The sequence below is a fragment of the Moraxella sp. K02 genome (assembly GCF_041154755.1).
GTDB lineage: Bacteria > Pseudomonadota > Gammaproteobacteria > Pseudomonadales > Moraxellaceae > Faucicola.
Genome location: NZ_AP031590.1, coordinates 937,297 through 957,753, shown reverse-complemented (window position 1 = coordinate 957,753; position 20,457 = coordinate 937,297). Strand labels below are relative to the sequence as shown.

Genomic DNA, 20,457 nt, shown 5'->3' with positions numbered 1-20,457 from the left:
TTTCAACTTTCAATAACATTTCCTGCGATGACATAGGCGCAACCCCCTATCAAAAATCGGGGTTGCTCGTTTATAATAGCGCACGCAAAATTTTGAAAATCAGATTGTTACGTTAGATAGTTAGATAAAGGATACACTCATGGCCGGACATTCCAAGTGGGCAAACATCAAACACCGTAAAGCCAAACAAGATGCGGCAAAAGGTAAAGTCTTTACCAAAATCATCCGTGAGCTGGTCTCCGCTGCCAAGCAAGGCGACCCAGACCCAGCGAGTAACCCGCGTTTGCGTGCGGCGGTGGAAAAAGCCAACTCAGTTAATATGACCAAAGACACGGTAAAACGGGCGATTGAACGTGGTGCAGGCGGTGGTGACAATGACAATATGCAAGAAATCACCTATGAAGGCTATGGCTTGGGCGGTGTTGCGGTGATTGTCGAGACCATGACGGATAACCTCAACCGTACCGTTGGCGAAGTGCGTCATGCTTTTAGCAAAAATGGTGGCAATTTGGGTACATCAGGCTCAGTGGCTTATATGTTTAGCAAACGCGGTGAAATTACCTTTGATGATGTGTCGCTAGAAGACAGCATCATGGAAGTCGCACTTGAAGCAGGGGCAACCGATATTGAAAATAACGGTGATAGCGTCACCGTGGTCACTGAGCCAGAGAATTTCGGTGAGGTGATGGATGCCTTAGAAAAAGCCGGTTTAAAATCTGACAACGCAGAAGTGACCATGTCCCCTTCAACCATGGCGGATGTCACTGATGTCGAAGACGCTAAAAAAATCATGAAAATGATTGATATGCTAGAAGATTTGGACGATGTACAAGAAGTCTATACCAACGTCAACTTTACTGATGATGTCATGGAACAACTCGATGATTAAAGGAAATTTTTCAGCATAAAAAAGGCTAAATGTAGATTTAGCCTTTTTTATTTAGCAACTTGTAGCAGTGTCGTGGTGGGATATAAGGTTAAAAATACTCGATTAAACTCACTACCGTGATGCAAGGCTTCACTTGTGTCAAAAGTTAACACGCCCTTTTCTTGCTGTTCATTGGTATGAATCAACAACCACACTTCATCCAGCGCTCTTTTTTTGCGGTACGCTTGGACTTTATGCGCTTTTTTGCTCATCACCGCATCAATGTCATTTTGATTGATGAAGGAATCAATCGGTAAATCTTCATTCTCATCTGCCATATCGGTAAAAAACGCACTGGGTAACCAACGCATGGTTTTGGCAATACCGTTTTGTAATTTACTACTGAGCGTAGGATGCGGCAAATCATGGGATAGCTCGATAAATTGCTGTGATATATTTGAAATATTACGATTATCAATCTTTTGCCAATCGCCCTTGACACCTAATATCTCACCGTGACAATTAAACCGCGTTGGTGTAAATTTGGTGGACAACTGTAGCAGCGACTGCCAGTACCAACGTTTTAACATTAAATTATCATTACCGAGTCTATCGCGTAGTCTTGGCAAAGTGGTTAATTCGATGCCAATTGCATATTCACCTTTGTCACAATAAAAAATACAGGTAAAATCAGGCTCGTTACCATCATCCGTACCTGAGATGGTCTTGGCAGGATGTAAATGCAGGATGGCTAAAAAATGTGCCAAATACACCCATTCACGCTGGCGTTTGAGCTGATTTTGTGACATCCGCATGATGCTTGGCGAATTTTTTTTGCTACCTGCCATTCATTAATTACCCGATTAGCTTATTCAATTGACTCAGCCTAATGTTTTATTGATTAAAATATACCAAAAAAATTTTACTTACTTCAACACTTTAGCTTATCAGCTCAATACGTCAAACTCATGACAATAATCCGAACGGTTTTGGGGTCTGTGTGTGTTTTTAGTAATTTATCTGACTATTATGACGTTTAGCCTTGTATTTTAAGCTACTAACCTTATATAATACATAGTTCATTTGGGGATGTTCTGGCTTCGACGCTGGTAATGAAACTCAATGATGCATGTCGAGTGAGTATGTCCACTCGTAAATAAAATATACATTTTAAACTAGTCGCAAACGACGAAACTTACGCTCTAGCAGCCTAAGGGCTGCTTGGGACGGCACAGATTGCCATTGGTCTGGTTGCTCTCCTTGAAGCGAACGCACGATGGATAGCTTAAATTGTTGTCTCGCCAATTTGAGCAAAACTTAAGAGGCTCGTGGTTGGCATCCTGACTGTCGGTTCGCCAACCATTAAAGCCATAGACAAAATCTAAACATGTAGAGTCATGGGCGTAGTGCTGGCGGACGCGGGTTCAACTCCCGCCATCTCCACCATATATAAAAAAGAGAATGCAGATTACTGCATTCTCTTTTTTTTGCATTTTTTATGTCTAATAAGCTAATGAAGATAGCATTTTTACATAAAATCAACAGGTTAGAAAAACTAGCCGATAAAGTTACACAACTTACATGTTTAGCAAAATACATCCGATATTAAAGATTTTGTTTACAATAAAATGTTTGAAATAACATAACTTTGTAATTAGAATACACATCCTTTAAGTGATATTAAACAATATTACTTTGTTTTTAATATGTAAATCACGGGAAATGCCCCTTGATACCTTTAAGTAGTCAGATTATTGACCGCTTTAATTGATAAAAGGAACATCCGATGAAATATATCATTGCCAGTTTGTTTGTTACTACTTTAGTCACCCAGCAAGCCAACGCTGCTGTTGTTTCATGGTATGGTGGCAAGCATCATGGTCGTACCACGGCGTCTGGCGAGAAATTCAATCAACATGCACTGACTGCAGCCAGCAACGTGCACAAATTAGGTAGCCTACTTAAAGTCACCAACAAAGCCAATGGTAAAAGTGTGGTAGTGCGCGTGACTGACACAGGGGGATTTGGCAAATATGGGCGTACGCTAGATTTGTCTAAAGGTGCTTTTAGCAGAATTGCTAATCTTTCAAACGGCCTTGCTAAAGTCGATATCGTTAGATTATAGCGTTATTTTTATTAATGTATTTTGCCGTAAAAAAGGGCGCTATTAATTGATAGCGCCCTTAATGTTTTATCAATTAAAAAATTTAATTCTCTAAAAAATGGGTATCATTCGACCATTGCTGCATTTTGATACTTTCATCCAAATATTGCTCGATAGCCGGCAAGTTAAACCCGTCGTTTTCACTGATAAAGCTAATACTCATACCTTTATTGCCTGCCCTACCCGTGCGACCGATACGATGAACGTAATCATCAGGACTGTCTGGCAAGGTGTAATTGACCACACAAGCCACATCATCCACATGAATACCTCGCCCTGCGACATCAGTCGCCACTAAAATACTGGCATCGCCTTGACGAAATTGTGCCAAATACTTCTCGCGTTTGGCTTGTATGACATCCCCTGACAATATCACCACTTTATACTGACGATTAAGTTTGTCATACAGGCGCTTGACTTGATCTTTACGATTGGCAAAGACAATCATTTTCTTGGGAGAAATTTTTTCAATAATTTGCTGTAACGCCGCCAGTTTATCCGATTCCATCAAGGTGAAAAATAGCTGCTCGATGGTTTGACTGGTTTTTTGCTCGGGCGCAATCTCTACAAAAATCGGCTGATATAACCAACGATAAGCCAAATTCATCACATCTTGGTTAAAGGTAGCGGAAAACAGCAGGGTTTGCCGATGCGTATTGGCAGGCATCATACGAATCAAGCGTTTGATATCAGGTATAAAACCCATATCCAGCATTCTATCCGCTTCATCTAATACCAAAATTTCAAGACGATCGAGATACACATGGTGCTGAAAGCAAAAATCAATCAAACGACCTGGGGTGGCGATGATGATATCGACAAACTTTTGATGCAGCTGCTTTGACTGCGTTTCATAGTCCGTGCCACCGAGCAAACAAACAGTATTCAGTTGGGTAAACTTGGTGAGTTCAAGGCAATCTTGATAAATTTGTTGAGCCAGTTCTCGAGTCGGCGCGAGCACCAGCGCACGGGTTTCCCCCAAAAAACGATCGCCATCAACCTCAGGGTTTATAGGATTATTCAGCAATTCATTGATGATAGTCAGTAAAAACGTTGCTGTTTTACCTGTACCTGTTTGTGCCTGCCCAATGGCATCTTGCCCAGCGAGTGTATTGGGTAATATCTGCGCTTGGATAGGGGTCAGCGTTTGATAGCCTAGTTGGTCAATCGCTTGTTTGAGCGCTGGATGAAGGGGTAATTGTGAGAAAGTTTGAAACACAGAGATTTAACCTATTTTGACCAATTAATCATTGGCTATGAGAAACAACAAAAACCAAGTTAATTACATCAACTTGGTTTGGGAAAAGGTCAAAAATAATACTTCAACCCCTTTTTGGCTCAACTTATTCGACTTTGGTAACTTCTTCAGCTTGAAGACCTTTTTGACCCTCGACCACGATGAATTCAACTTTTTGACCATCTTGAAGTGAACGGTAGCCGTCACCTTGAATCGCGCGGAAATGAACGAAAATATCTTCACCGCTGTTACGCTGAATAAATCCAAAACCTTTTGAATCATTAAACCATTTTACAATGCCTTGTTCACGAACTGACATATTATAACTTCCTTTAACACTATTAATAGTAGGTTTTTAAAGTAGTTTTTTAACCAAGGCTAGTTAAGCCTAGTTAAGTTTAGCTACTCACTACCTACGCCTGCTAATTAATGTACTAGTTAAGCTTTTGTAATAGTTTGTTAAAACATTTCTCTACAATGTCGCTTACATAGTAAATTGTTCTTATAGCAATCATAGCATGGGTTTTTTACAAAAAAAAGTAATTTCGTAAGAATTGGTTATTTTTTTAAACAGCGATTTTTTAGCCTTATTTAACGGTTTACAATAATAAAACTACAGGATTGGCTACTAAAATTACCAACTATTTTAGCGTCGGTTTGCACACATTGTATGGGCTTATCTTTAGCATTTATCTCATTGATGCCAATGAGTTGATTGATAACTTCCTCGCCCAATTCATCTAGCACATCATGTTTTAATTCTTTTATTAATTGCTTATCGGCATTTTGATGGGTTTTGATGGCACATTCTTTAAGTCGCCATAGTAAGTTTCGTAAAACTACTTGATTGACTGCAGGCTTTTGATTCAACCATTGGTATTCATGGGGTGAAAAAAAGCGCGAAGCAACCTGATGACTAATTGCGCGGTCTTCGATATCAATACCGATATTGCCATAGGGCGAAATCAATACTGCAGCATGTTGGCGGCTATGGCTAAAACTGACATACCAAGTGTAACCATCAGCCGTTATAAAATGATAAGGAAAGGTTGTATCCATTAACTCGCCTGTCACATTGAGCGCTTGCTGTAGCTTTTTTAGCAATTGACGACAAGACATCGACCCTGCTTTATTGTTGGATAAGGTAGTCTGTTCACCCAAATTATGATGAATATCAATAGCCACCCAGCTATGGTCTTCGATTGGATAAAACTGCATCGGTGATGGTAGTGCCTTGTTGTATCAATAATTGTATAAATAAATTTAACGATACCTTAAAGTATTAAAGTATTTTTTTATACCAAGGTTGATTGGCTTTCTTCTTTTGTGCTTGTGCAATCGCTTTACGTTTTTTTTGATACAGTACATTATTACTGATGAGATTGATAACGCGAGTGTCTTGCGCGATAATTTCCCCTAAGACGTTTTCAACACTTACGGTAATGGTATAAGGGTTAGGATCGAGCGTGGTAGTTGCGATAGTATAGCTAGTGTCTTTTGTGGTTGCTAAGGTTTGGTTATTGAGTTGATAGACGATTCTATCCCCTGTTTTTAAACTCGGCGTCAAGGCAACGTTAACCTCAATTGGTTGACTACCCCGTCGCAGCGTTTGCCCTGCTTCAGGCGATACAATTCTTAATACATAATCCCCTTGCTGGCTTGCGGATATAGATTGGATCGATAAGCGACCATTTAAGCTATCAGGCAAGCGATTGTCAATATCCCTACTCGCTGCGTTATCAACTTGATTGTTCAAGCTTGTGGATGTCGTTGCGGGTTGAGTCGTTGTCGCAGATACCTGTGATTGGGTGGGTAATTTATCTAATACGCTGATAGTCTTGCTGTTTTTATTATATTGATAAGCGGTATTGATATTATCGGTATATACCACTTGACCGTCTGAGGTTGTCGTCTTATACACTTCAGCATGACCTAACTGTGACAGCAATAACATTAAAGCCATGAGTGCAAAGTTATAGCGCAAACTAGTATTATTATTGGTACTATATTTTGTCAAAATCATTTAAGCCTTCCCCTCAAAACCCATTATTACCCATATTTTAGCAAGCTTGATAATCAATCCCTAAATAATTTTGCCTATTAGCCTAAAAATTTCACATAAAAAAACCCAACTTAATGTGAAGTTGGGTTTTTTGAAAAGCGAACTTATTAGCAGCTGTAGTACATATCAAATTCGATTGGATGAACTGATACGTTGTAACGCTCTACTTCTTCTTTTTTCAAGGCAATGTAAGCGTCAAGCATTTCTTTGGTAAATACGCCACCTTTGGTTAAGAACTCATGGTCGTCTTCTAACGCTTTAAGCGCAACTTCCAAGTTCTCCGCCACTGTTGGGATCAATGCTTCTTCTTCTGGCGGAAGGTCATATAAGTTTTTGTCTGCGGCTTCACCTGGATGGATTTTGTTTTGGATACCATCAAGCGCTGCCATCAACAATGCGGCAAAGCAAAGGTAAGGGTTGGCTGCTGGGTCTGGGAAACGTGCTTCGATACGCTTGCCTTTTGGGCTTGCCACGTATGGAATACGAATTGACGCTGAGCGGTTACGCGCTGAATAAGCCAGTTTAATAGGCGCTTCATAATGCGGTACTAGGCGTTTATAGCTGTTGGTTGATGGGTTAGTGATGGCATTTAAAGCACGAGCATGTTTGATAATACCACCGATTGCGTATAAAGCAGTTTCTGATAACCCTGCGTATTCATCACCGGCAAAGGTGTTTTTGCCATCTTTTTGGATTGACAAGTGAACGTGCATACCTGAACCATTATCACCAACCATCGGTTTTGGCATAAAGGTCGCAGTCTTACCATATTCGTGTGCAACGTTGTGTACTGCATATTTGAACTGTTGTACTTCGTCCGCTTTACGAACTAGCGTATTAAATGATACACCGATTTCTAGCTGGCAAGAGGCAACTTCATGGTGATGGACTTCAACACGACCTTCACCCATAATCGCTTCTACCGCAGCACACATATCAGCGCGCATATCTTGTGAGCTATCAACGGGTGGTACTGGGAAGTAACCGCCTTTGACGCGTGGACGGTGTGCATAGTTACCGCCTTCCATTTCTTTATCGGTTGACCAAGCGGCTTCATCAGCTGAGATGGTGTGACGGGCGCCGGACATGTCGATTGACCATTTTACATCATCAAATACGAAGAATTCTGGCTCTGGACCAAAGAATGCGGTATCACCGATACCCGTTGACTTTAGGTATTCTTCAGCACGTCGCGCGATTGAACGTGGGTCACGGTCATAACCTTGCATGGTTGATGGCTCGATAACGTCACAGGTCACAACAACTGTCGTTTCACGAAAGAAAGGATCGACAAAGGCGGTATCAGCATCTGGCATCAAAATCATATCTGACGCTTCAATGCCTTTCCAACCAGCGATTGATGAACCATCGAACATTTTACCTTCTTCAAAAATGTCTTCGTCCATGCTGTCAGCTGGATAGCTTACATGTTGCTCTTTACCTTTAGTGTCGGTAAAGCGAAAATCTACCCACTTTGCTTCGCTAGATTTGATTAAATCTAAAAATTTATTCGACATTGCTCGTTTCCTTTTACTTACGCAAAAAATGATTAAAAAAACGTTACGCCACTTTATACTCTTTTTGGTGCTGTGACAAGAGATGAACAAAGTGGTGCTTGTTGAAGTTAAACTTTCAAATTATGTGCCAACTTTTTGCATGTCATAATAAAAATTAAATTTTTATATATAATTCAATTAGTTATTTAAGCAGTGATTGGATTATAAAGTTGCCTCACGTTACTATCCTTCTATCTAGCCGTCAAATGGCGATGCGGCTGCAAGAATTGCACTATTTTAATTAGAATTTCATTAATATTCACTTTTATGGTGCATAAAATATGTGTTTAACTATTTTAGTGAAAATCATTAACATTATTGCCTGCGACTCTGTTTCACTTATTCGGTTTCAGTCACTTGCTGTCAGTCACTTGCAGATTGGTTGTGATAAAATAATTAGCTAAAATAACGGTGAAGTTTTTTCATTGGCTAACCATCGTCCAATAATTACATGATAGGGTTTCCGGATTGCTACTTTTTATTGATAACTACGACAGTTTTACCTACAATTTGGTGCAGTATTTTGAACAATTGGGACAACCCGTTGAAGTTTGGCGCAATGATGCTTGTAGTAGTAAAGACATTATTCGTTTAAATCCCGATTATTTGGTCATTGGTCCCGGACCTTGTACGCCCAGCGATGCGGGCAATACGTTGAGTTTTATCAAAGACTGTGCGGGCATTATTCCTATATTAGGCGTTTGCTTGGGTCATCAAGCGATTGGGCAAGCATTTGGCGCCCATATCATTCGTTGCCCAACGATTATGCATGGGCGAGTGTCGCAAATTTTTCATCACCATCAAGGGATATTTGCCGGGCTTCCCTCACCTTTTAACGCCACTCGTTATCATTCTTTAGCGATTGCGGCAGACAGTTTGCCTGCTTGTCTAGAGATTATCGCATGGTGTGATGATATTCACCCACATGATTCTCTGCCATCCCCTACTGTGATGGGCATTAGGCATCAAACATTGCCGATTGAAGGGGTGCAGTTCCATCCAGAATCTATTTTGAGTGAGCATGGGTATGCGATTTTGAAAAATTTTTTAGCTAATTATGAAAACTATCAAAACGCTAACCCTTAGACTGGGGTAATTGATTTCTGCGGGTTAAAGTTTGGCTTTAAAGTTAGGCTTTGTTATAGTATACTAGTACAATGATATATAAAGCGTAAGCCATAAAAACTCATACGAGACTGACATGACCCATACTGTAACGCCCTATCTTGGTGACATTACCACGGCTATAGAGAACAACCAACCGTTAACGCCAGAGCAAACCCAACTACTACTTACCACGGCCCTTGATCGCGCCATCAACACCATTGATCTAACTTATGCAGAAATGCGCGGCGTCATGCTAGCCATCATGCAAGGTCAATGCCCCGATGCCATGATGGGCGCGCTGCTCACCGCGCTGCGTATGAAAGGTGAAAGCATCGAAGAAATCACCGCCGCCGCCCAAGTAATGCGGGAGCTGGCGATTAAAGTGGATTTATCGGATGTGCCCAATGTCGTCGATATTGTGGGTACGGGGGGCGATGGCGCAAATCTATTTAATGTATCTACCGCCGCTACCATGGTCGCAGCGGTTGCCGGCTGCCATGTCGCCAAGCATGGTAATGGCGGCGTTTCCGGCAAATCTGGCAGTTCCGATTTGCTGCAGCAAGCGGGTATTAATTTGGCGTTAAATACCGAGCAGATTACCCAGTCGATTAAGACCCATGGTATCGGTTTTTTGTTTGCGCCCAATCACCATGTGGCAATGAAACACGCCATGCCCATTCGCCGCACCCTAAAAACGCGTACGGTGTTTAATATTTTGGGACCTTTGACCAACCCGGCGGGCGTCAAAAATGCCATGATTGGGGTATTTAATCCTTCGCTGTGCGAACCGCTTGCCAATGTGTTTAAAAACCTTGGCGCGGAGCATGTGCTAGTCGTCGGCTCAGTGGATAACCTTGATGAAATCTCACTGGCGACTTATACCCATGTGGCTGAACTTAAAGATAGTAAAGTCAGCGTGTATGATATCGAACCTGAAGATGTTGGTATCGAATCGCAAACGCTTAAAGGCTTAATCATTGACAGTCCAGCACAGAGCCTAGCCCTCATCCGCGAAGCACTGGCTAACAATCCCAATAAAACCCCCATCGCCAAAAAAGCAGCGGATATGATTGCCTTAAACGCTGGTGCCACCATCTATGTGGCAGGTAAAGCAGAGACCATAAAACAAGGCGTAGCTATAGCACAAGATATCATCAGCAGTGGCAAAGCCTTGCAAAAAATGGCAGCATTAGCAAGCTTTACTCAGCAATTCACCTCTCATTAAATTTTTGGAAAAACCATGCCTCATCAAGCAGTCCCCTCAGTATTACAAAAAATTGTCGACACCAAACGTCAAGAACTAGTCAGAGCCAAACATCAGCAATCTTGGCACGACCTTGAGCAAATTGCCGCAACGAACCACCAAGACATCCGTGATTTTGCCGGCAGTTTGCGCAAAGCGGGTATCCGTGTGATTGCGGAAGTCAAAAAAGCCTCGCCATCCAAAGGCATCATTGCCCCTAATTTCGATGCTGTCGCCACCGCAGTCGGCTATGAACAAGCGGGTGCCGCTTGTTTATCGGTATTGACCGATACCGACTACTTCCAAGGCTCGGATGAGTATTTATTACAAGTGCGCCAAGCGGTCAGCCTGCCTGTGTTACGCAAAGATTTTATGATTGAGCCATATCATATTTTGCAATCACGCGCGCTTGGGGCAGATTGTATTTTGCTGATTATGGCGTGTTTATCGGATGCGCAAGTCGCTGAGCTGCACGAATTGGCGTTAAAGCTTGGCATGAGTGTACTCATTGAGTGTCATGACGAGATAGAAGTGGAACGCGCGTTACGCTTGCCCACCCATCGTCAAAACGTGTATGGGGTTAATAATCGCAATCTACATAACTTTGATGTGAGTTTGGACACTACCCTACGCCTAAAAACACTTTTTCCACAAGATAGCTTATTGGTGACAGAAAGCGGGATTCATTCGGCAGAGGATGTAAAATTGATGCTCGACCATGACATCCATGCGTTTTTGATTGGTGAGCAGTTTATGAAAACAGGCGATGCCGGCGCGGCATTAGCAAAGTTATTGGCACAATCGCAACAAAATGCGTAAAATAGCCAAGTTAAATATTTGATGTTAGGGCGTTTCATCGATAAACGCCCTATTTTTTATACTGATTTATAGAGTTATTGTATGGCAAATTTATTTTCTAAAGAAATGCAAGACCAGTTAAAGCAGCTTAAAACCGAACTGGGTAAAGGTCGCAGCCAAACCAAAGAGACCGATGAAAACGGCAAACCGACTGAAACCGTGGGTTTATTGAGCAAACAACAAGTCGCCAAACAAGTTAAAAAATATAATAGCGAACATCTGGATGAAGATAAATTGCTATTTATGCAAGCCATGTCAGGCGTGCAGCCAATCAAAGATAAAAACTTGGCGGATAAAAACAACGCTGGCAATAAGCTTGATGCAACAACGCTAGCCAAACGCGCGGCGGCGGTCGGTGGTGACGATGATAGCGGGCATGTATTGTCTGATATGCAAGCGCTGCTTAATCCTGTCTCTGGCGATGCTTATTTAAGTTATAAAACCGCAACGCTACAAAACAAAGTGTTTAATGACCTCAAACAAGGCAAGATTCGCTGGTATGATGCCGTAGATTTACATGGTGCTACCATTGAAGAGTCGCGTGAAGCCATGAGTCAGTTGATTTTGCAGGCTCAAAAAAACAATGAAAATTGCGTGAAAATCATTCATGGCAAAGGCATTGATAGTATCTTAAAAACTTGCGTCAATGGCTGGTTGCGTCAAATTCCTGAAGTGCTTGCTTTTTGCTCAGCGCCTGCGGCACAAGGTGGCAATGGTGCAGTGTTGGTCTTACTCAAAAAACGTGAAAAAGCCAATCGCGACCAATAACCATTGTACTGCTATTTTGACTATAGGTTAAATTTTACAAAATCATGCATAGAACAAACGATGCATGATTTTTTTAACGAGATTTTTTAATTGTTCATAGTTTATTCTTAGTTTTTGTTTATAATAGGCTCTTTTTTTTTCATGGATTAAATGCGCTGCATTAATCTACTCTCAACTGGCTAAAAACAGCGCCCATTTGTCTTTTGACAGCTGACTGTTTTTAACACCACTGGGTATAGGAGAAAGGTAACTTTGAACAATACCACCACTGCGACTAATTCGCCCGCTAAATTGCAACGCCAATTGGCACTCTGGCACATTATCATTATTGGTTTGGCGTATATTCAGCCCATGACCGTATTTGATACCTTCGGCTTGGTTTCTGAAGCCAGTCATCAGCACGTTCCAACATCTTATATTATTGCTTTGATTGCTATTTTGCTTACCTCGCTAAGTTACGGTAGCATGATTCGTCGTTATCCTTCGGCAGGTTCGGCATATACCTATGCCCAAAAATCGATTCATCCCAATGTCGGGTTTATGGTGGGTTGGTCTTCTTGGTTGGATTATTTATTGTCACCTTTGGTGAATATTATCCTAGCGGTGATTTATCTTGAAGCGCTGTTCCCTGATGTCAACAAATGGATTTGGGTATTTATTCTGACGGGATTTATGACCTGGATTAATGTGCATGGCTCCAAAGTCGTGGCTTATTTTAATAGTTGGATTGTGTTTATTCAGCTATTGATTATCGGTGTATTTACGTGGTTGGTGTATAGTAAATTGATGGCGGGCACCAATGCGGACGGCACTATCAATGCCGCAGCTTACCAATTATGGAGCTTAAGGCCGTTTTGGAATGATATTGCCAATATGACGGCACTCATCAGTGGTGCAACCATTTTATGTTTCTCTTTCACAGGCTTTGACTCACTAAGCTCATTGGCGGAAGAAACCAAAGATGTGCAAAAAACCTTACCAAAAGCAATTTTCTTGACGGCATTGATTGCCGGTATTGTGTTTATCATTAGCACTTACTTTATGCAGATTTATTTCCCACAAACCCCTGACAAATATTTCCCAGATGTGGCGGCTACCCAGCCAGATATTTTGATGTTGGTGGGTGGTTCTGCGTTTCAAGCCGCCGTATTGGGCTTTGCAATTGTCACGGTGATGGCGTCAGGTATTTCTGCGCATGCCGGTGTCTCTCGTTTGATGTATGTAATGGGGCGTGATGGGGTCATTAATAAACGTATTTTTGGTCATATTCATCCAAAATACTTGACCCCAACCTACAATATCTATATCGCGGGTGTGATTGCGTTAACCGCGGGTTTTATTGAGTTTGATGTCATCGCACATTTGATTAGTTTTGGGGCGTTGACGGCGTTTAGTTTTGTTAACTTATCCGTGATTGCGACCTACATCATCCGTGAAAAACGCTACCACAGCGCGTATGATTTATTTATGTATTTGATTGTGCCGCTGTTGGGCTTTATCAGTGTGGCGCTGATGTGGAAAGAAAGTGAACCTATCGCCATCAAAATGGGTTTAAGCTGGGCAGTAATCGGTCTTATCTATTTGGCATTTAAAACCGGTGGCTTTAAGCGTCATCCACCGATGCACAACGAACATGAATAAGGGTTAATGTGGTGAAAAGGTCAGATACGATTCTGACCTTTTTTATGTCTGTGGCTTTTGGGTGCCCATACCTTGGCTTTTAATAGACTGACCGACAATCGCCGTCTTGATATCACGGCACCTGTGGATACAGATTGGTTAACGATGTGTGCGCAGTTTGGCTTTCATTTGCCTTGATAATTAGCGATTTTATTATTTGGCGACATCCTTTACGCAACCAAGTAATCGCTCACTTTACTACCGATGGTCGCAAACGTTGCGCCAATCCCTGCCCCCACCAACACATCGGTGGGATAATGTAACCCTAGCACCAAGCGCGATAATGCCACCAGCATCGTAAATGGTAGCAATACCCATAACATCATTGGCACTTGATGACCTATCATGGTGGTAAACAATACCGCTTGCAGCGTATGTCCCGATGGAAAACTAAATACATCTAAAGGCCGTTCACCTAAAGTAATGGTCTGGTGTACTTGGTAAGGGCGTGGACGTACTGTGTGCACTTTTAAATACTTATACAGCAAATAACCACAAAAACTGCTGAGTAACACCGCACACACTTTCATAGCAACGATACTAGCGACCAGTCCTTGCGATAGTAACGCTACTAACATCACTACCGTCGATACCGCCCAAAACCAACCATCGCCTAAGCGGCTGATGGTTTTGAAAAACTGCGCAAAAAACTTCAATTGCGACAGCAAATTTACCCGTAAACATAAGCGAGTATCCCACTGCAGCACGCGCTTTTGCAAATGATATAGTTTAGGTTTACTGTACAAAAATTGATAATAATTGCGCATTAAATTGGGTAAGTTTTCGACAGGGCTAACAGAGGTACAGGTGAATTCTGAATTGGCAAGTGACAGATTGGATTTTTTTATGGGTTGATTCATGGATTGATTCATGGCGCCATCCTTTTTTTTGCCTATTAGAACATCACGTTTTGGAAAAAAACGCGGCAGATTCAGCAGGTCTTGGGGTTAGGTGACTATTTTGGGTTGAGTGGCTATATCGTGGCTGTTTTTTTGTCGCTACAGGTACAGTCGGAGTCGGCGGAACTGGCTGAGGTGTGGGGGCGATTGTCGAATCCGCTAGCGGATGTTGAGCTAGTGCTTGAGAAGGCAAAATGGCTGGCGTCACTGTGCTGGCTGTTAGGGTATTGGTCTGGATTGATAGCACTTCATAAAACATGGTCAACATTTCTTGGGCAGGTTTTTGCCAAGAAAAAGCAGCTACCTTGTGTCGTGCAGCTAGTCGCATCTGATCAAGCTGTTGTTGTTTAGGCAATTCACTGATCATCTCTACAAAGCGTTGTTCTTGCCCAAGCGGTACGGTTTTACCACAACTATCATCCACCAACAGCGCCGCAGCCGCATCATGATAGGCAAAAATTGGCAAACCCGATGCCATTGCTTCGGTGACGACATTACCGAAAGTTTCCACTTGACTAGCAAATACAAAAGCATCGGCACTGGCATAATAACTTGCCAGCGCCTCGCCTGTTTTAAAGCCTGCAAAAATAATGCTTGTATCATTGGCATGCCTTTTAACGAGCGCTTCTTTGTACGGTCCATCACCGACAATCACTAATTTAACATGACGATGCAGCTGCTGTAATTGTAGCGCTTTGAAGCTTTTAATGACGGTATCCATACCTTTTTCAGGGGAAACACGGCTCACACACATTAACACTGTGGTACCCTCGCCCACGCCCCAGCTTTGCCGTAATGCTTGGCTACGTTTGCTCGGTGCATAGCGCGCTGTATCAACGCCACGACCGACTTGGTACAAATGCTTGAAACCAAATTCAGCCAGCTGATGTTGGGTGGTCTGGCTTGGAATACATGTGGCATTGCACTGGTTGTGAAAACGCTTCATATACGCAAGCAAAGGCAATGAGACAACTTTCCAGCCAAAGTATCGGCTAAAATCATGAAACGCGGTGTGATAACCTGAAGAGACTTTAATTCTTTGCTGTTTGCCAGCAATCAACGCCGCAAGCCCCAAAGGACCTTCCGTCACGATATGTACAATATCAGGACGAAGCTTGCGCAGCTGCTTCGTTAAAAATCGGTAACAAGGTAGCCCCATGCGCAGATGCGGGTAATAAGGAATGGGCAAACTTGGCACTTGTAAATCAGTGTTAACAGCCGCGGTGTTAAGCCCTGTTGTTAGGGTATGTTGTTCGACTTCATCGCTTTGTTTGGGGCGAATCAAAGTGATGCGATGACCCATCGATTTGAGTTCGCGCATGATTTGATAAACGCTTGAGGCTACCCCATTGATATCGGGCAACCACGTTTCAGTTACCAAAGCGATATGCAGAGATGGCCTATTGTCATGAAAAGGCGTGCCTGCAACTTGAGTTGAGGGATTCATGTGATTTGCTGACGTCGTCTGAGTGTCAGAGTAAGCCTGGTACAAATTAGTGTTTACAGTATTGTCACTCATAGTATGTTATCAACCATTATAACCGACTGCTTTGTTTGACTACAAAAGCCGTTTCGGTAAATTAAATCAATCCTTTGTATGAGTTAAGCTTATAAGCCGCCATTGACAACCTCATGTCAATTTGATAACAGTTTGATGACAATTGCATCGCAACTATTACAACTGTCACACCTATCGCAGCTATTACAAGTATCGCAAATAGGGGTCGATTTTGCTAAAATAGCGAGCATATTGCAGCTTTATAGATTAATGCCTTATAGATGGTTAAATGACTGATTTGATAAATACATCGAATACCGCTATGCCAAATACTTCGACGCTCGATACACCGATTGTGATGCTGATGACACACGCACCTAGTCATCCGCTTACCAAACGAGCGCTTGAATGCGCCCAATCGCTATGTGCAAACCATAGTAAAACAACCGTTAAGCAAAACCCGTTGACTACTACGGATTTTAAAATTTTCTTATATAGTGATGCGGTGATGTTGGCCAACCGATTAATTTGGCTGCCAGATGATATCGAAAATATGGCAAAAAATTGGCAACGCTTTGCTATGAGTCATGATTTAACCATTCAAGTGTGTGTGAGTGCCGCTTTGGCTCGCGGGGTGACAGATGCTGACAATGCAACTAGACATCAGCTACAAGGTGACAATTTGGCAGATGGCTTTGAATTAGTCGGTTTGGGTGAATTAGCCATGCATCTGCACAGTGCAAAAACGGTTTATCAGTTTTAATTGGGATGGGTTTAGCGATAGCGGTTTACTATGAAAATTGTCATTAATATTCACGCTGACACGTTTTTGCTTTGTCATGAAGCCTTATCAATGGCGTTTGCGCTGGCGGCGTTTGACCACCAAATTCAGCTGACTATCGGTCATGGCATGCTAAACTTACTACTTGATGCGCCCACGGGCAAGCTTGCCCATATGCTAGCATCCCTTGATATGTATGATATGGCGCCCGCTTGGCTGGCGCTAGCGGATTTTGATAGATTCAAAGCATGGCAAGCGAACCAATCAGCAGACTTTGATTGGTGTGCTCAAGTCACGTTACAGCCCACCACACCGCCTCATTTTGATACCACTTTTGACTTATAAATACTATGACCCAACTTCCCGAACTTGACCAAGACGGTCATTTGATAGCGCATCAAACATGGTCACCAGATATCGCGCAACAATTGGCGAACACGCTAGATGTCACGTTAACCCCTGAGCACTATCAAATCATAGACGCAGTGCGTCAATATTATGATTTATACAGCCATCCACCGACGACCCGTCCTTTAATCAAGTTTTTATCCAAGCAATTGCCCTCATTGGCGGTTGATAATGCCAAATTGCAAGCCATGTTTAACACGGGTCTCGTCGCGCGTCATGTCAACCGCATTGCAGGGTTGCCAAAACCTGCAAATTGCTTATAAATTTTGAGATTATTTTGGGTCATAAGGGACGAGATTGTCATAACCGATACTGTGACCGTTATCACCGCCAAACCCCTGCTGACGCCAAACTTCAAATAATGTAATTGCCACGCTGTTAGATAAATTTAAACTGCGAGAGGTCGGCAACATAGGCAAACGCAACCAGTTGTCTTGCCCAATTGCCGCGCGAATTGGCTCGGGTAACCCGGCTGTCTCTGACCCAAATACCAAAGCGATATTTGCCAGTTGCGCAAAATCTTCATCATATAAAGGTTTGCTAAGCTTGGTGGTCAAGGCAACGATTCTTTGTACCCCACTTTGGCTTAGACTGTCTTGTGCATCCTGCCAATTGGCATGTACTTTGACATTTGCCCATTCATGATAATCGAGCCCTGCTCGGCGTAATTTTTTATCTTCTAACTCAAACCCTAATGGCTCAACCAAATGTAGTGTTGAACCCGTATTGGCGCATAACCGAATAATATTGCCTGTGTTGCTTGGCATTTTGGGTTCAACTAATACCACATGAATCATATCGACATCCTTAACCAGATTAAAATAAAACAGATTGAAATAAAAAAGCGCTAAATGCGAAGATTAATTTACAAAAAACCTATACTTATTGCGTAAATTTAAGTTTTTTTTACAACTTGATAGTTTTGGTTACATTAACGCTATAGCGACGTTAGACTAACCTGCATTACCATGGCTCTACCAAGCATGTTTTACTTTATTTGAATTTTATGAACCAATCTTCTATGAATCAATAAAGTCGCATGATTTAACCTGGTAGTTAAAAACTGTTAAAAAATAATGGATATATCTGAGGAAATTTAAAATGAAAAAATTAATCGCTGCATCAATCGCTGTTATGTTTGCTGTCACAGGTTGTAATACAATCAAAGGTTTTGGTAAAGACGTATCAAAAACAGGTGACGCAGTAACCACTACCGCACAAAAAACTGAAAACAAAATCTAATCGTAGATTTTCTGTTTAAGTAAAAAAACCCATCTCGCTGATGGGTTTTTTATTGCCTATTTTATTGGCTATCGGTTATAACCCTAGTAGGTTATAAAACTAGCCGTTTTTTGGCAAATTTTCAGGTAAATAACAACGTAGATAAGCTATCACCGCTGTAATCGCTTCTTGACGATAGGCATCGGTAATTTCTTTTTCTGAGCGATAAGCTAAAATAAAAATACCATTGATAATACCGTACGCGACTAACAATTGCTGATGAATGGTTTCTAAAGCCGGCATTTTATAATGCTCAGACAACTTATCATACACCATTTGGCTCAGGCTTTTTTCGATTTCACTGCCAAAGGCATTGCCCTCAAAATCTGGGGTATTGGTCTCATAAATCAAACGGGCAACCGTTAAATCGGATTGAATAATATCAACGCCTGTCTCAATGACTGTGGTGATATAAGCCTGCCAGCGACTAAATTGTTTGGCATCGACTTTTTCAAGCTTGTTAAAGATTTCTATCGCATTTAAAAAACGTAATGCCAAAAAAATCGCTTCAACGTTTGGGAAAAAGTGATATGCTGAGGCTCTGGGAATGTCCGCTCGTTCACACACATCAGCCAAACTAATCTCACTGACAGGTCGAGTCGCGCTCAACTCTTTGGCAGCGGCTAATAATTTTTGGCGACGCAAACGACCTTGCTGGCTAGTGAACTTGAATTTGTTAGGAACCAAGCGGCGAGCGAGCTCAGAGTCCACTAACACATCCTCAATTTTTTCATCATAAGCGCTTGACATATTTCCTCTCTATCGACTGATTATGAATAAAGTTTAATTTGTGCCCGTACCAATCCATGATCGGTTGGGCGTTGTTCTACAATAAATTTGAGATGATCGTTAAAATAATCTACTTGTAATACTTCGCCGATGTTAAATTTACTATCAGCTAAAAATTGTTCAGATACCAAAATTTGGTCAAGCACTTCTGGCATACCTTGGTGGATATGGGTGTAAGCCACATCTTTCAGCCAGTGCATACGGCTTTGTACCGTAGAGGCATCATACAGCACGATATCCCGCATCGACTTATCATAAAATACTTCGCCCGATTCGCTTAAAAGCTGACAAGTGACACTTTGCATCACATCATTCATATCCCCTAACAAAATCAGCGGATGGTTGTTGTGTGACAGTTTTTCGATGACCACTTGGCGAATGCCTGCCGCTTCCGCTGCCCGCATACAAAGACTGCGCAGCTTGGCGCGGACTCGAATTAGCGGATCATTGCGATCTTCTAACGGCTCGCCTTGCGCGTTTTCTAAAAACTCAGGGCGTTTACTTTTTAGATGCGCCACAATCACGGTGACCACCATGCCATTTGGCAATCTGATGTCAGCAATCAGCGGGGGGCGATTAAATTGTTGATAAAGCCCAACATCAGGAACATCTAACAACGCAATCGCAGGCATCTGCGTGAGCAATTGTGTATTAACAATCTCAAAACGCGATACCAAACCTACGCTCGGGGTACCAACTGCGCCTCGTCCTTGGGTTAATGGACTGTCTGGCTGATTACTGGCTAGTGGCACACTGACATGATAGTCATTGAGACCGGCTGCATGACATAAGTCAATGAGTGCTTGCTCATCCCAAATTTCTTGGCAACCAATGATATCAGCTTGCAATTGCCGAAAAATGGGGGCAAGTGCATTAATCTTTTGTTGATATTGCTGCGGCGTATACACGTCTTGGTTTCGATAAAAAACCCGATTGGGCAGTGCAAAGTTAAGTAAATTTGCCGTAGCGATAACAAATTGATTGTCCACTGTCATATCCTTAATGTTGAGTTACCAGTTATCCCTGCTTGCTTATACCAACATTGTCCAAAAAAACTTCTAACTTTCATCTTCGTAACTTTTATCATCGTAGCTTTTATCATAGTAACTTTCATCACTGTCAACACAGTGTCGAATTCTGGAGCATTATACATTTTTTTATTCAATTTCTACACAAAAAATCACTATTTTTAGCCAAAATTTGCTGATATTTTTAAGCTAGGTTTAAAAATTGGGTAAATAAAGTGCTTTTTTTTACT

The 20,457-nt window shown here is 42.0% G+C and carries 22 protein-coding genes and 1 other RNA gene; 12 read left to right on the top strand and 11 right to left on the bottom strand.

Going from position 1 to position 20,457, the window contains the following annotated elements; all coding sequences use genetic code 11:
- Positions 1–139 precede the first annotated feature (139 nt).
- On the top strand, positions 140–889 hold the full coding sequence (locus ACAM39_RS04420; protein WP_369628349.1) for a YebC/PmpR family DNA-binding transcriptional regulator: 750 nt from the start codon (positions 140–142) through the stop codon (positions 887–889).
- 47 nt (positions 890–936) lie between these two features.
- Here the strand turns inward: ACAM39_RS04420 and ACAM39_RS04415 are convergent, their stop codons facing one another.
- The gene (locus ACAM39_RS04415; RefSeq protein WP_369628348.1) at positions 937–1,716 is read right to left on the bottom strand and encodes a hypothetical protein; all 780 of its coding nucleotides are present in this window, start codon (positions 1,714–1,716) and stop codon (positions 937–939) included.
- A 237-nt stretch (positions 1,717–1,953) separates the two neighbouring features.
- Between ACAM39_RS04415 and ssrA the strand changes: the two genes are divergently transcribed.
- Both ssrA and ACAM39_RS04405 read left to right on the top strand, forming a co-directional pair.
- Positions 1,954–2,314: a transfer-messenger RNA gene (ssrA, locus tag ACAM39_RS04410) on the top strand.
- Between the two features lie 340 nt (positions 2,315–2,654).
- On the top strand, positions 2,655–2,993 hold the full coding sequence (locus ACAM39_RS04405; RefSeq protein WP_099833808.1) for a septal ring lytic transglycosylase RlpA family protein: 339 nt from the start codon (positions 2,655–2,657) through the stop codon (positions 2,991–2,993).
- Between the two features lie 82 nt (positions 2,994–3,075).
- Here ACAM39_RS04405 and ACAM39_RS04400 read toward each other — a convergent pair whose 3' ends face one another.
- The 5 genes from ACAM39_RS04400 to glnA all read right to left on the bottom strand — a co-directional run bounded on the left by ACAM39_RS04400 (position 3,076) and on the right by glnA (position 7,848).
- The gene (locus ACAM39_RS04400; RefSeq protein ID WP_369628575.1) at positions 3,076–4,257 is read right to left on the bottom strand and encodes a DEAD/DEAH box helicase; all 1,182 of its coding nucleotides are present in this window, start codon (positions 4,255–4,257) and stop codon (positions 3,076–3,078) included.
- A 118-nt stretch (positions 4,258–4,375) separates the two neighbouring features.
- The gene (locus tag ACAM39_RS04395; protein ID WP_007116878.1) at positions 4,376–4,588 is read right to left on the bottom strand and encodes a cold shock domain-containing protein; all 213 of its coding nucleotides are present in this window, start codon (positions 4,586–4,588) and stop codon (positions 4,376–4,378) included.
- A gap of 272 nt (positions 4,589–4,860) precedes the next feature.
- Complete coding sequence (locus ACAM39_RS04390; protein WP_369628347.1) at positions 4,861–5,487, bottom strand: 4'-phosphopantetheinyl transferase family protein; 627 nt, start codon at positions 5,485–5,487, stop codon at positions 4,861–4,863.
- A gap of 64 nt (positions 5,488–5,551) precedes the next feature.
- Positions 5,552–6,292, bottom strand: coding sequence for a DUF4124 domain-containing protein (locus ACAM39_RS04385; RefSeq protein WP_369628346.1), 741 nt, complete (start codon positions 6,290–6,292; stop codon positions 5,552–5,554).
- Positions 6,293–6,438: 146 nt separating this feature from the next.
- Positions 6,439–7,848: a type I glutamate--ammonia ligase gene (gene glnA, locus ACAM39_RS04380; protein ID WP_065252507.1), complete on the bottom strand. Its 1,410-nt coding sequence runs from the start codon at positions 7,846–7,848 to the stop codon at positions 6,439–6,441.
- 507 nt (positions 7,849–8,355) lie between these two features.
- Between glnA and ACAM39_RS04375 the strand changes: the two genes are divergently transcribed.
- The 5 genes from ACAM39_RS04375 to ACAM39_RS04355 all read left to right on the top strand — a co-directional run bounded on the left by ACAM39_RS04375 (position 8,356) and on the right by ACAM39_RS04355 (position 13,504).
- Positions 8,356–8,973, top strand: coding sequence for an anthranilate synthase component II (locus tag ACAM39_RS04375; RefSeq protein ID WP_369628345.1), 618 nt, complete (start codon positions 8,356–8,358; stop codon positions 8,971–8,973).
- Positions 8,974–9,088: 115 nt separating this feature from the next.
- Positions 9,089–10,219 (top strand): anthranilate phosphoribosyltransferase, encoded by a 1,131-nt coding sequence (trpD, locus tag ACAM39_RS04370; RefSeq protein WP_369628344.1) that lies wholly within the window; start codon positions 9,089–9,091, stop codon positions 10,217–10,219.
- A gap of 15 nt (positions 10,220–10,234) precedes the next feature.
- Positions 10,235–11,056 (top strand): indole-3-glycerol phosphate synthase TrpC, encoded by an 822-nt coding sequence (gene trpC / locus ACAM39_RS04365; RefSeq protein WP_369628343.1) that lies wholly within the window; start codon positions 10,235–10,237, stop codon positions 11,054–11,056.
- An 81-nt stretch (positions 11,057–11,137) separates the two neighbouring features.
- Positions 11,138–11,863 (top strand): Smr/MutS family protein, encoded by a 726-nt coding sequence (locus ACAM39_RS04360; RefSeq protein WP_369628342.1) that lies wholly within the window; start codon positions 11,138–11,140, stop codon positions 11,861–11,863.
- Between the two features lie 252 nt (positions 11,864–12,115).
- The gene (locus ACAM39_RS04355; protein WP_369628341.1) at positions 12,116–13,504 is read left to right on the top strand and encodes an APC family permease; all 1,389 of its coding nucleotides are present in this window, start codon (positions 12,116–12,118) and stop codon (positions 13,502–13,504) included.
- A gap of 209 nt (positions 13,505–13,713) precedes the next feature.
- Here ACAM39_RS04355 and ACAM39_RS04350 read toward each other — a convergent pair whose 3' ends face one another.
- Positions 13,714–14,310, bottom strand: coding sequence for a phosphatase PAP2 family protein (locus ACAM39_RS04350; RefSeq protein WP_369628574.1), 597 nt, complete (start codon positions 14,308–14,310; stop codon positions 13,714–13,716).
- A gap of 136 nt (positions 14,311–14,446) precedes the next feature.
- Positions 14,447–15,889 carry a glycosyltransferase family 4 protein gene (locus ACAM39_RS04345; protein ID WP_369628340.1) on the bottom strand — a complete coding sequence of 481 codons (1,443 nt, stop codon included), beginning with the start codon at positions 15,887–15,889 and terminating at the stop codon, positions 14,447–14,449.
- Between the two features lie 373 nt (positions 15,890–16,262).
- Between ACAM39_RS04345 and tusD the strand changes: the two genes are divergently transcribed.
- From tusD to ACAM39_RS04330, 3 genes are read left to right on the top strand one after another with little or no spacing between them, the layout of a single operon-like run.
- Positions 16,263–16,703 (top strand): sulfurtransferase complex subunit TusD, encoded by a 441-nt coding sequence (gene tusD, locus ACAM39_RS04340; RefSeq protein ID WP_369628339.1) that lies wholly within the window; start codon positions 16,263–16,265, stop codon positions 16,701–16,703.
- A gap of 30 nt (positions 16,704–16,733) precedes the next feature.
- Positions 16,734–17,066, top strand: a complete 333-nt coding sequence (locus ACAM39_RS04335; RefSeq protein WP_315263746.1) for a hypothetical protein — start codon at positions 16,734–16,736, stop codon at positions 17,064–17,066.
- A gap of 5 nt (positions 17,067–17,071) precedes the next feature.
- The gene (locus ACAM39_RS04330; RefSeq protein ID WP_315263744.1) at positions 17,072–17,392 is read left to right on the top strand and encodes a TusE/DsrC/DsvC family sulfur relay protein; all 321 of its coding nucleotides are present in this window, start codon (positions 17,072–17,074) and stop codon (positions 17,390–17,392) included.
- A gap of 9 nt (positions 17,393–17,401) precedes the next feature.
- On the opposite strand, the gene ACAM39_RS04325 is transcribed toward ACAM39_RS04330, so the two are convergent.
- Positions 17,402–17,926 carry a tRNA (cytidine(34)-2'-O)-methyltransferase gene (locus ACAM39_RS04325; RefSeq protein WP_369628338.1) on the bottom strand — a complete coding sequence of 175 codons (525 nt, stop codon included), beginning with the start codon at positions 17,924–17,926 and terminating at the stop codon, positions 17,402–17,404.
- A gap of 304 nt (positions 17,927–18,230) precedes the next feature.
- Between ACAM39_RS04325 and ACAM39_RS04320 the strand changes: the two genes are divergently transcribed.
- Positions 18,231–18,371: an entericidin A/B family lipoprotein gene (locus ACAM39_RS04320; protein WP_065263488.1), complete on the top strand. Its 141-nt coding sequence runs from the start codon at positions 18,231–18,233 to the stop codon at positions 18,369–18,371.
- Positions 18,372–18,470: 99 nt separating this feature from the next.
- On the opposite strand, the gene ACAM39_RS04315 is transcribed toward ACAM39_RS04320, so the two are convergent.
- Both ACAM39_RS04315 and ACAM39_RS04310 read right to left on the bottom strand, forming a co-directional pair.
- Entirely contained in the window at positions 18,471–19,160 is a 690-nt protein-coding gene (locus ACAM39_RS04315; protein WP_135888138.1) for a TetR/AcrR family transcriptional regulator, read from the bottom strand.
- Between the two features lie 20 nt (positions 19,161–19,180).
- Positions 19,181–20,188, bottom strand: coding sequence for an endonuclease/exonuclease/phosphatase family protein (locus ACAM39_RS04310; RefSeq protein WP_472828242.1), 1,008 nt, complete (start codon positions 20,186–20,188; stop codon positions 19,181–19,183).
- Between the last annotated feature and the right edge of the window lie 269 nt (positions 20,189–20,457).

Excerpts from the sequence above, each read along its gene's own strand:
- ACAM39_RS04420 (WP_369628349.1), top strand. The coding sequence starts at position 140 with ATGGCCGGACATTCCAAGTGGGCAAACATCAAACACCGTAAAGCCAAA.
- ACAM39_RS04415 (WP_369628348.1), bottom strand. The coding sequence starts at position 1,716 with ATGGCAGGTAGCAAAAAAAATTCGCCAAGCATCATGCGGATGTCACAA.
- ACAM39_RS04405 (WP_099833808.1), top strand. The coding sequence starts at position 2,655 with ATGAAATATATCATTGCCAGTTTGTTTGTTACTACTTTAGTCACCCAG.
- ACAM39_RS04395 (WP_007116878.1), bottom strand. The coding sequence starts at position 4,588 with ATGTCAGTTCGTGAACAAGGCATTGTAAAATGGTTTAATGATTCAAAA.
- ACAM39_RS04390 (WP_369628347.1), bottom strand. The coding sequence starts at position 5,487 with ATGCAGTTTTATCCAATCGAAGACCATAGCTGGGTGGCTATTGATATT.
- ACAM39_RS04385 (WP_369628346.1), bottom strand. The coding sequence starts at position 6,292 with ATGATTTTGACAAAATATAGTACCAATAATAATACTAGTTTGCGCTAT.
- glnA (WP_065252507.1), bottom strand. The coding sequence starts at position 7,848 with ATGTCGAATAAATTTTTAGATTTAATCAAATCTAGCGAAGCAAAGTGG.
- trpD (WP_369628344.1), top strand. The coding sequence starts at position 9,089 with ATGACCCATACTGTAACGCCCTATCTTGGTGACATTACCACGGCTATA.
- trpC (WP_369628343.1), top strand. The coding sequence starts at position 10,235 with ATGCCTCATCAAGCAGTCCCCTCAGTATTACAAAAAATTGTCGACACC.
- ACAM39_RS04360 (WP_369628342.1), top strand. The coding sequence starts at position 11,138 with ATGGCAAATTTATTTTCTAAAGAAATGCAAGACCAGTTAAAGCAGCTT.
- ACAM39_RS04350 (WP_369628574.1), bottom strand. The coding sequence starts at position 14,310 with ATGCGCAATTATTATCAATTTTTGTACAGTAAACCTAAACTATATCAT.
- ACAM39_RS04345 (WP_369628340.1), bottom strand. The coding sequence starts at position 15,889 with ATGAATCCCTCAACTCAAGTTGCAGGCACGCCTTTTCATGACAATAGG.
- tusD (WP_369628339.1), top strand. The coding sequence starts at position 16,263 with ATGCCAAATACTTCGACGCTCGATACACCGATTGTGATGCTGATGACA.
- ACAM39_RS04335 (WP_315263746.1), top strand. The coding sequence starts at position 16,734 with ATGAAAATTGTCATTAATATTCACGCTGACACGTTTTTGCTTTGTCAT.
- ACAM39_RS04330 (WP_315263744.1), top strand. The coding sequence starts at position 17,072 with ATGACCCAACTTCCCGAACTTGACCAAGACGGTCATTTGATAGCGCAT.
- ACAM39_RS04325 (WP_369628338.1), bottom strand. The coding sequence starts at position 17,926 with ATGATTCATGTGGTATTAGTTGAACCCAAAATGCCAAGCAACACAGGC.
- ACAM39_RS04320 (WP_065263488.1), top strand. The coding sequence starts at position 18,231 with ATGAAAAAATTAATCGCTGCATCAATCGCTGTTATGTTTGCTGTCACA.
- ACAM39_RS04315 (WP_135888138.1), bottom strand. The coding sequence starts at position 19,160 with ATGTCAAGCGCTTATGATGAAAAAATTGAGGATGTGTTAGTGGACTCT.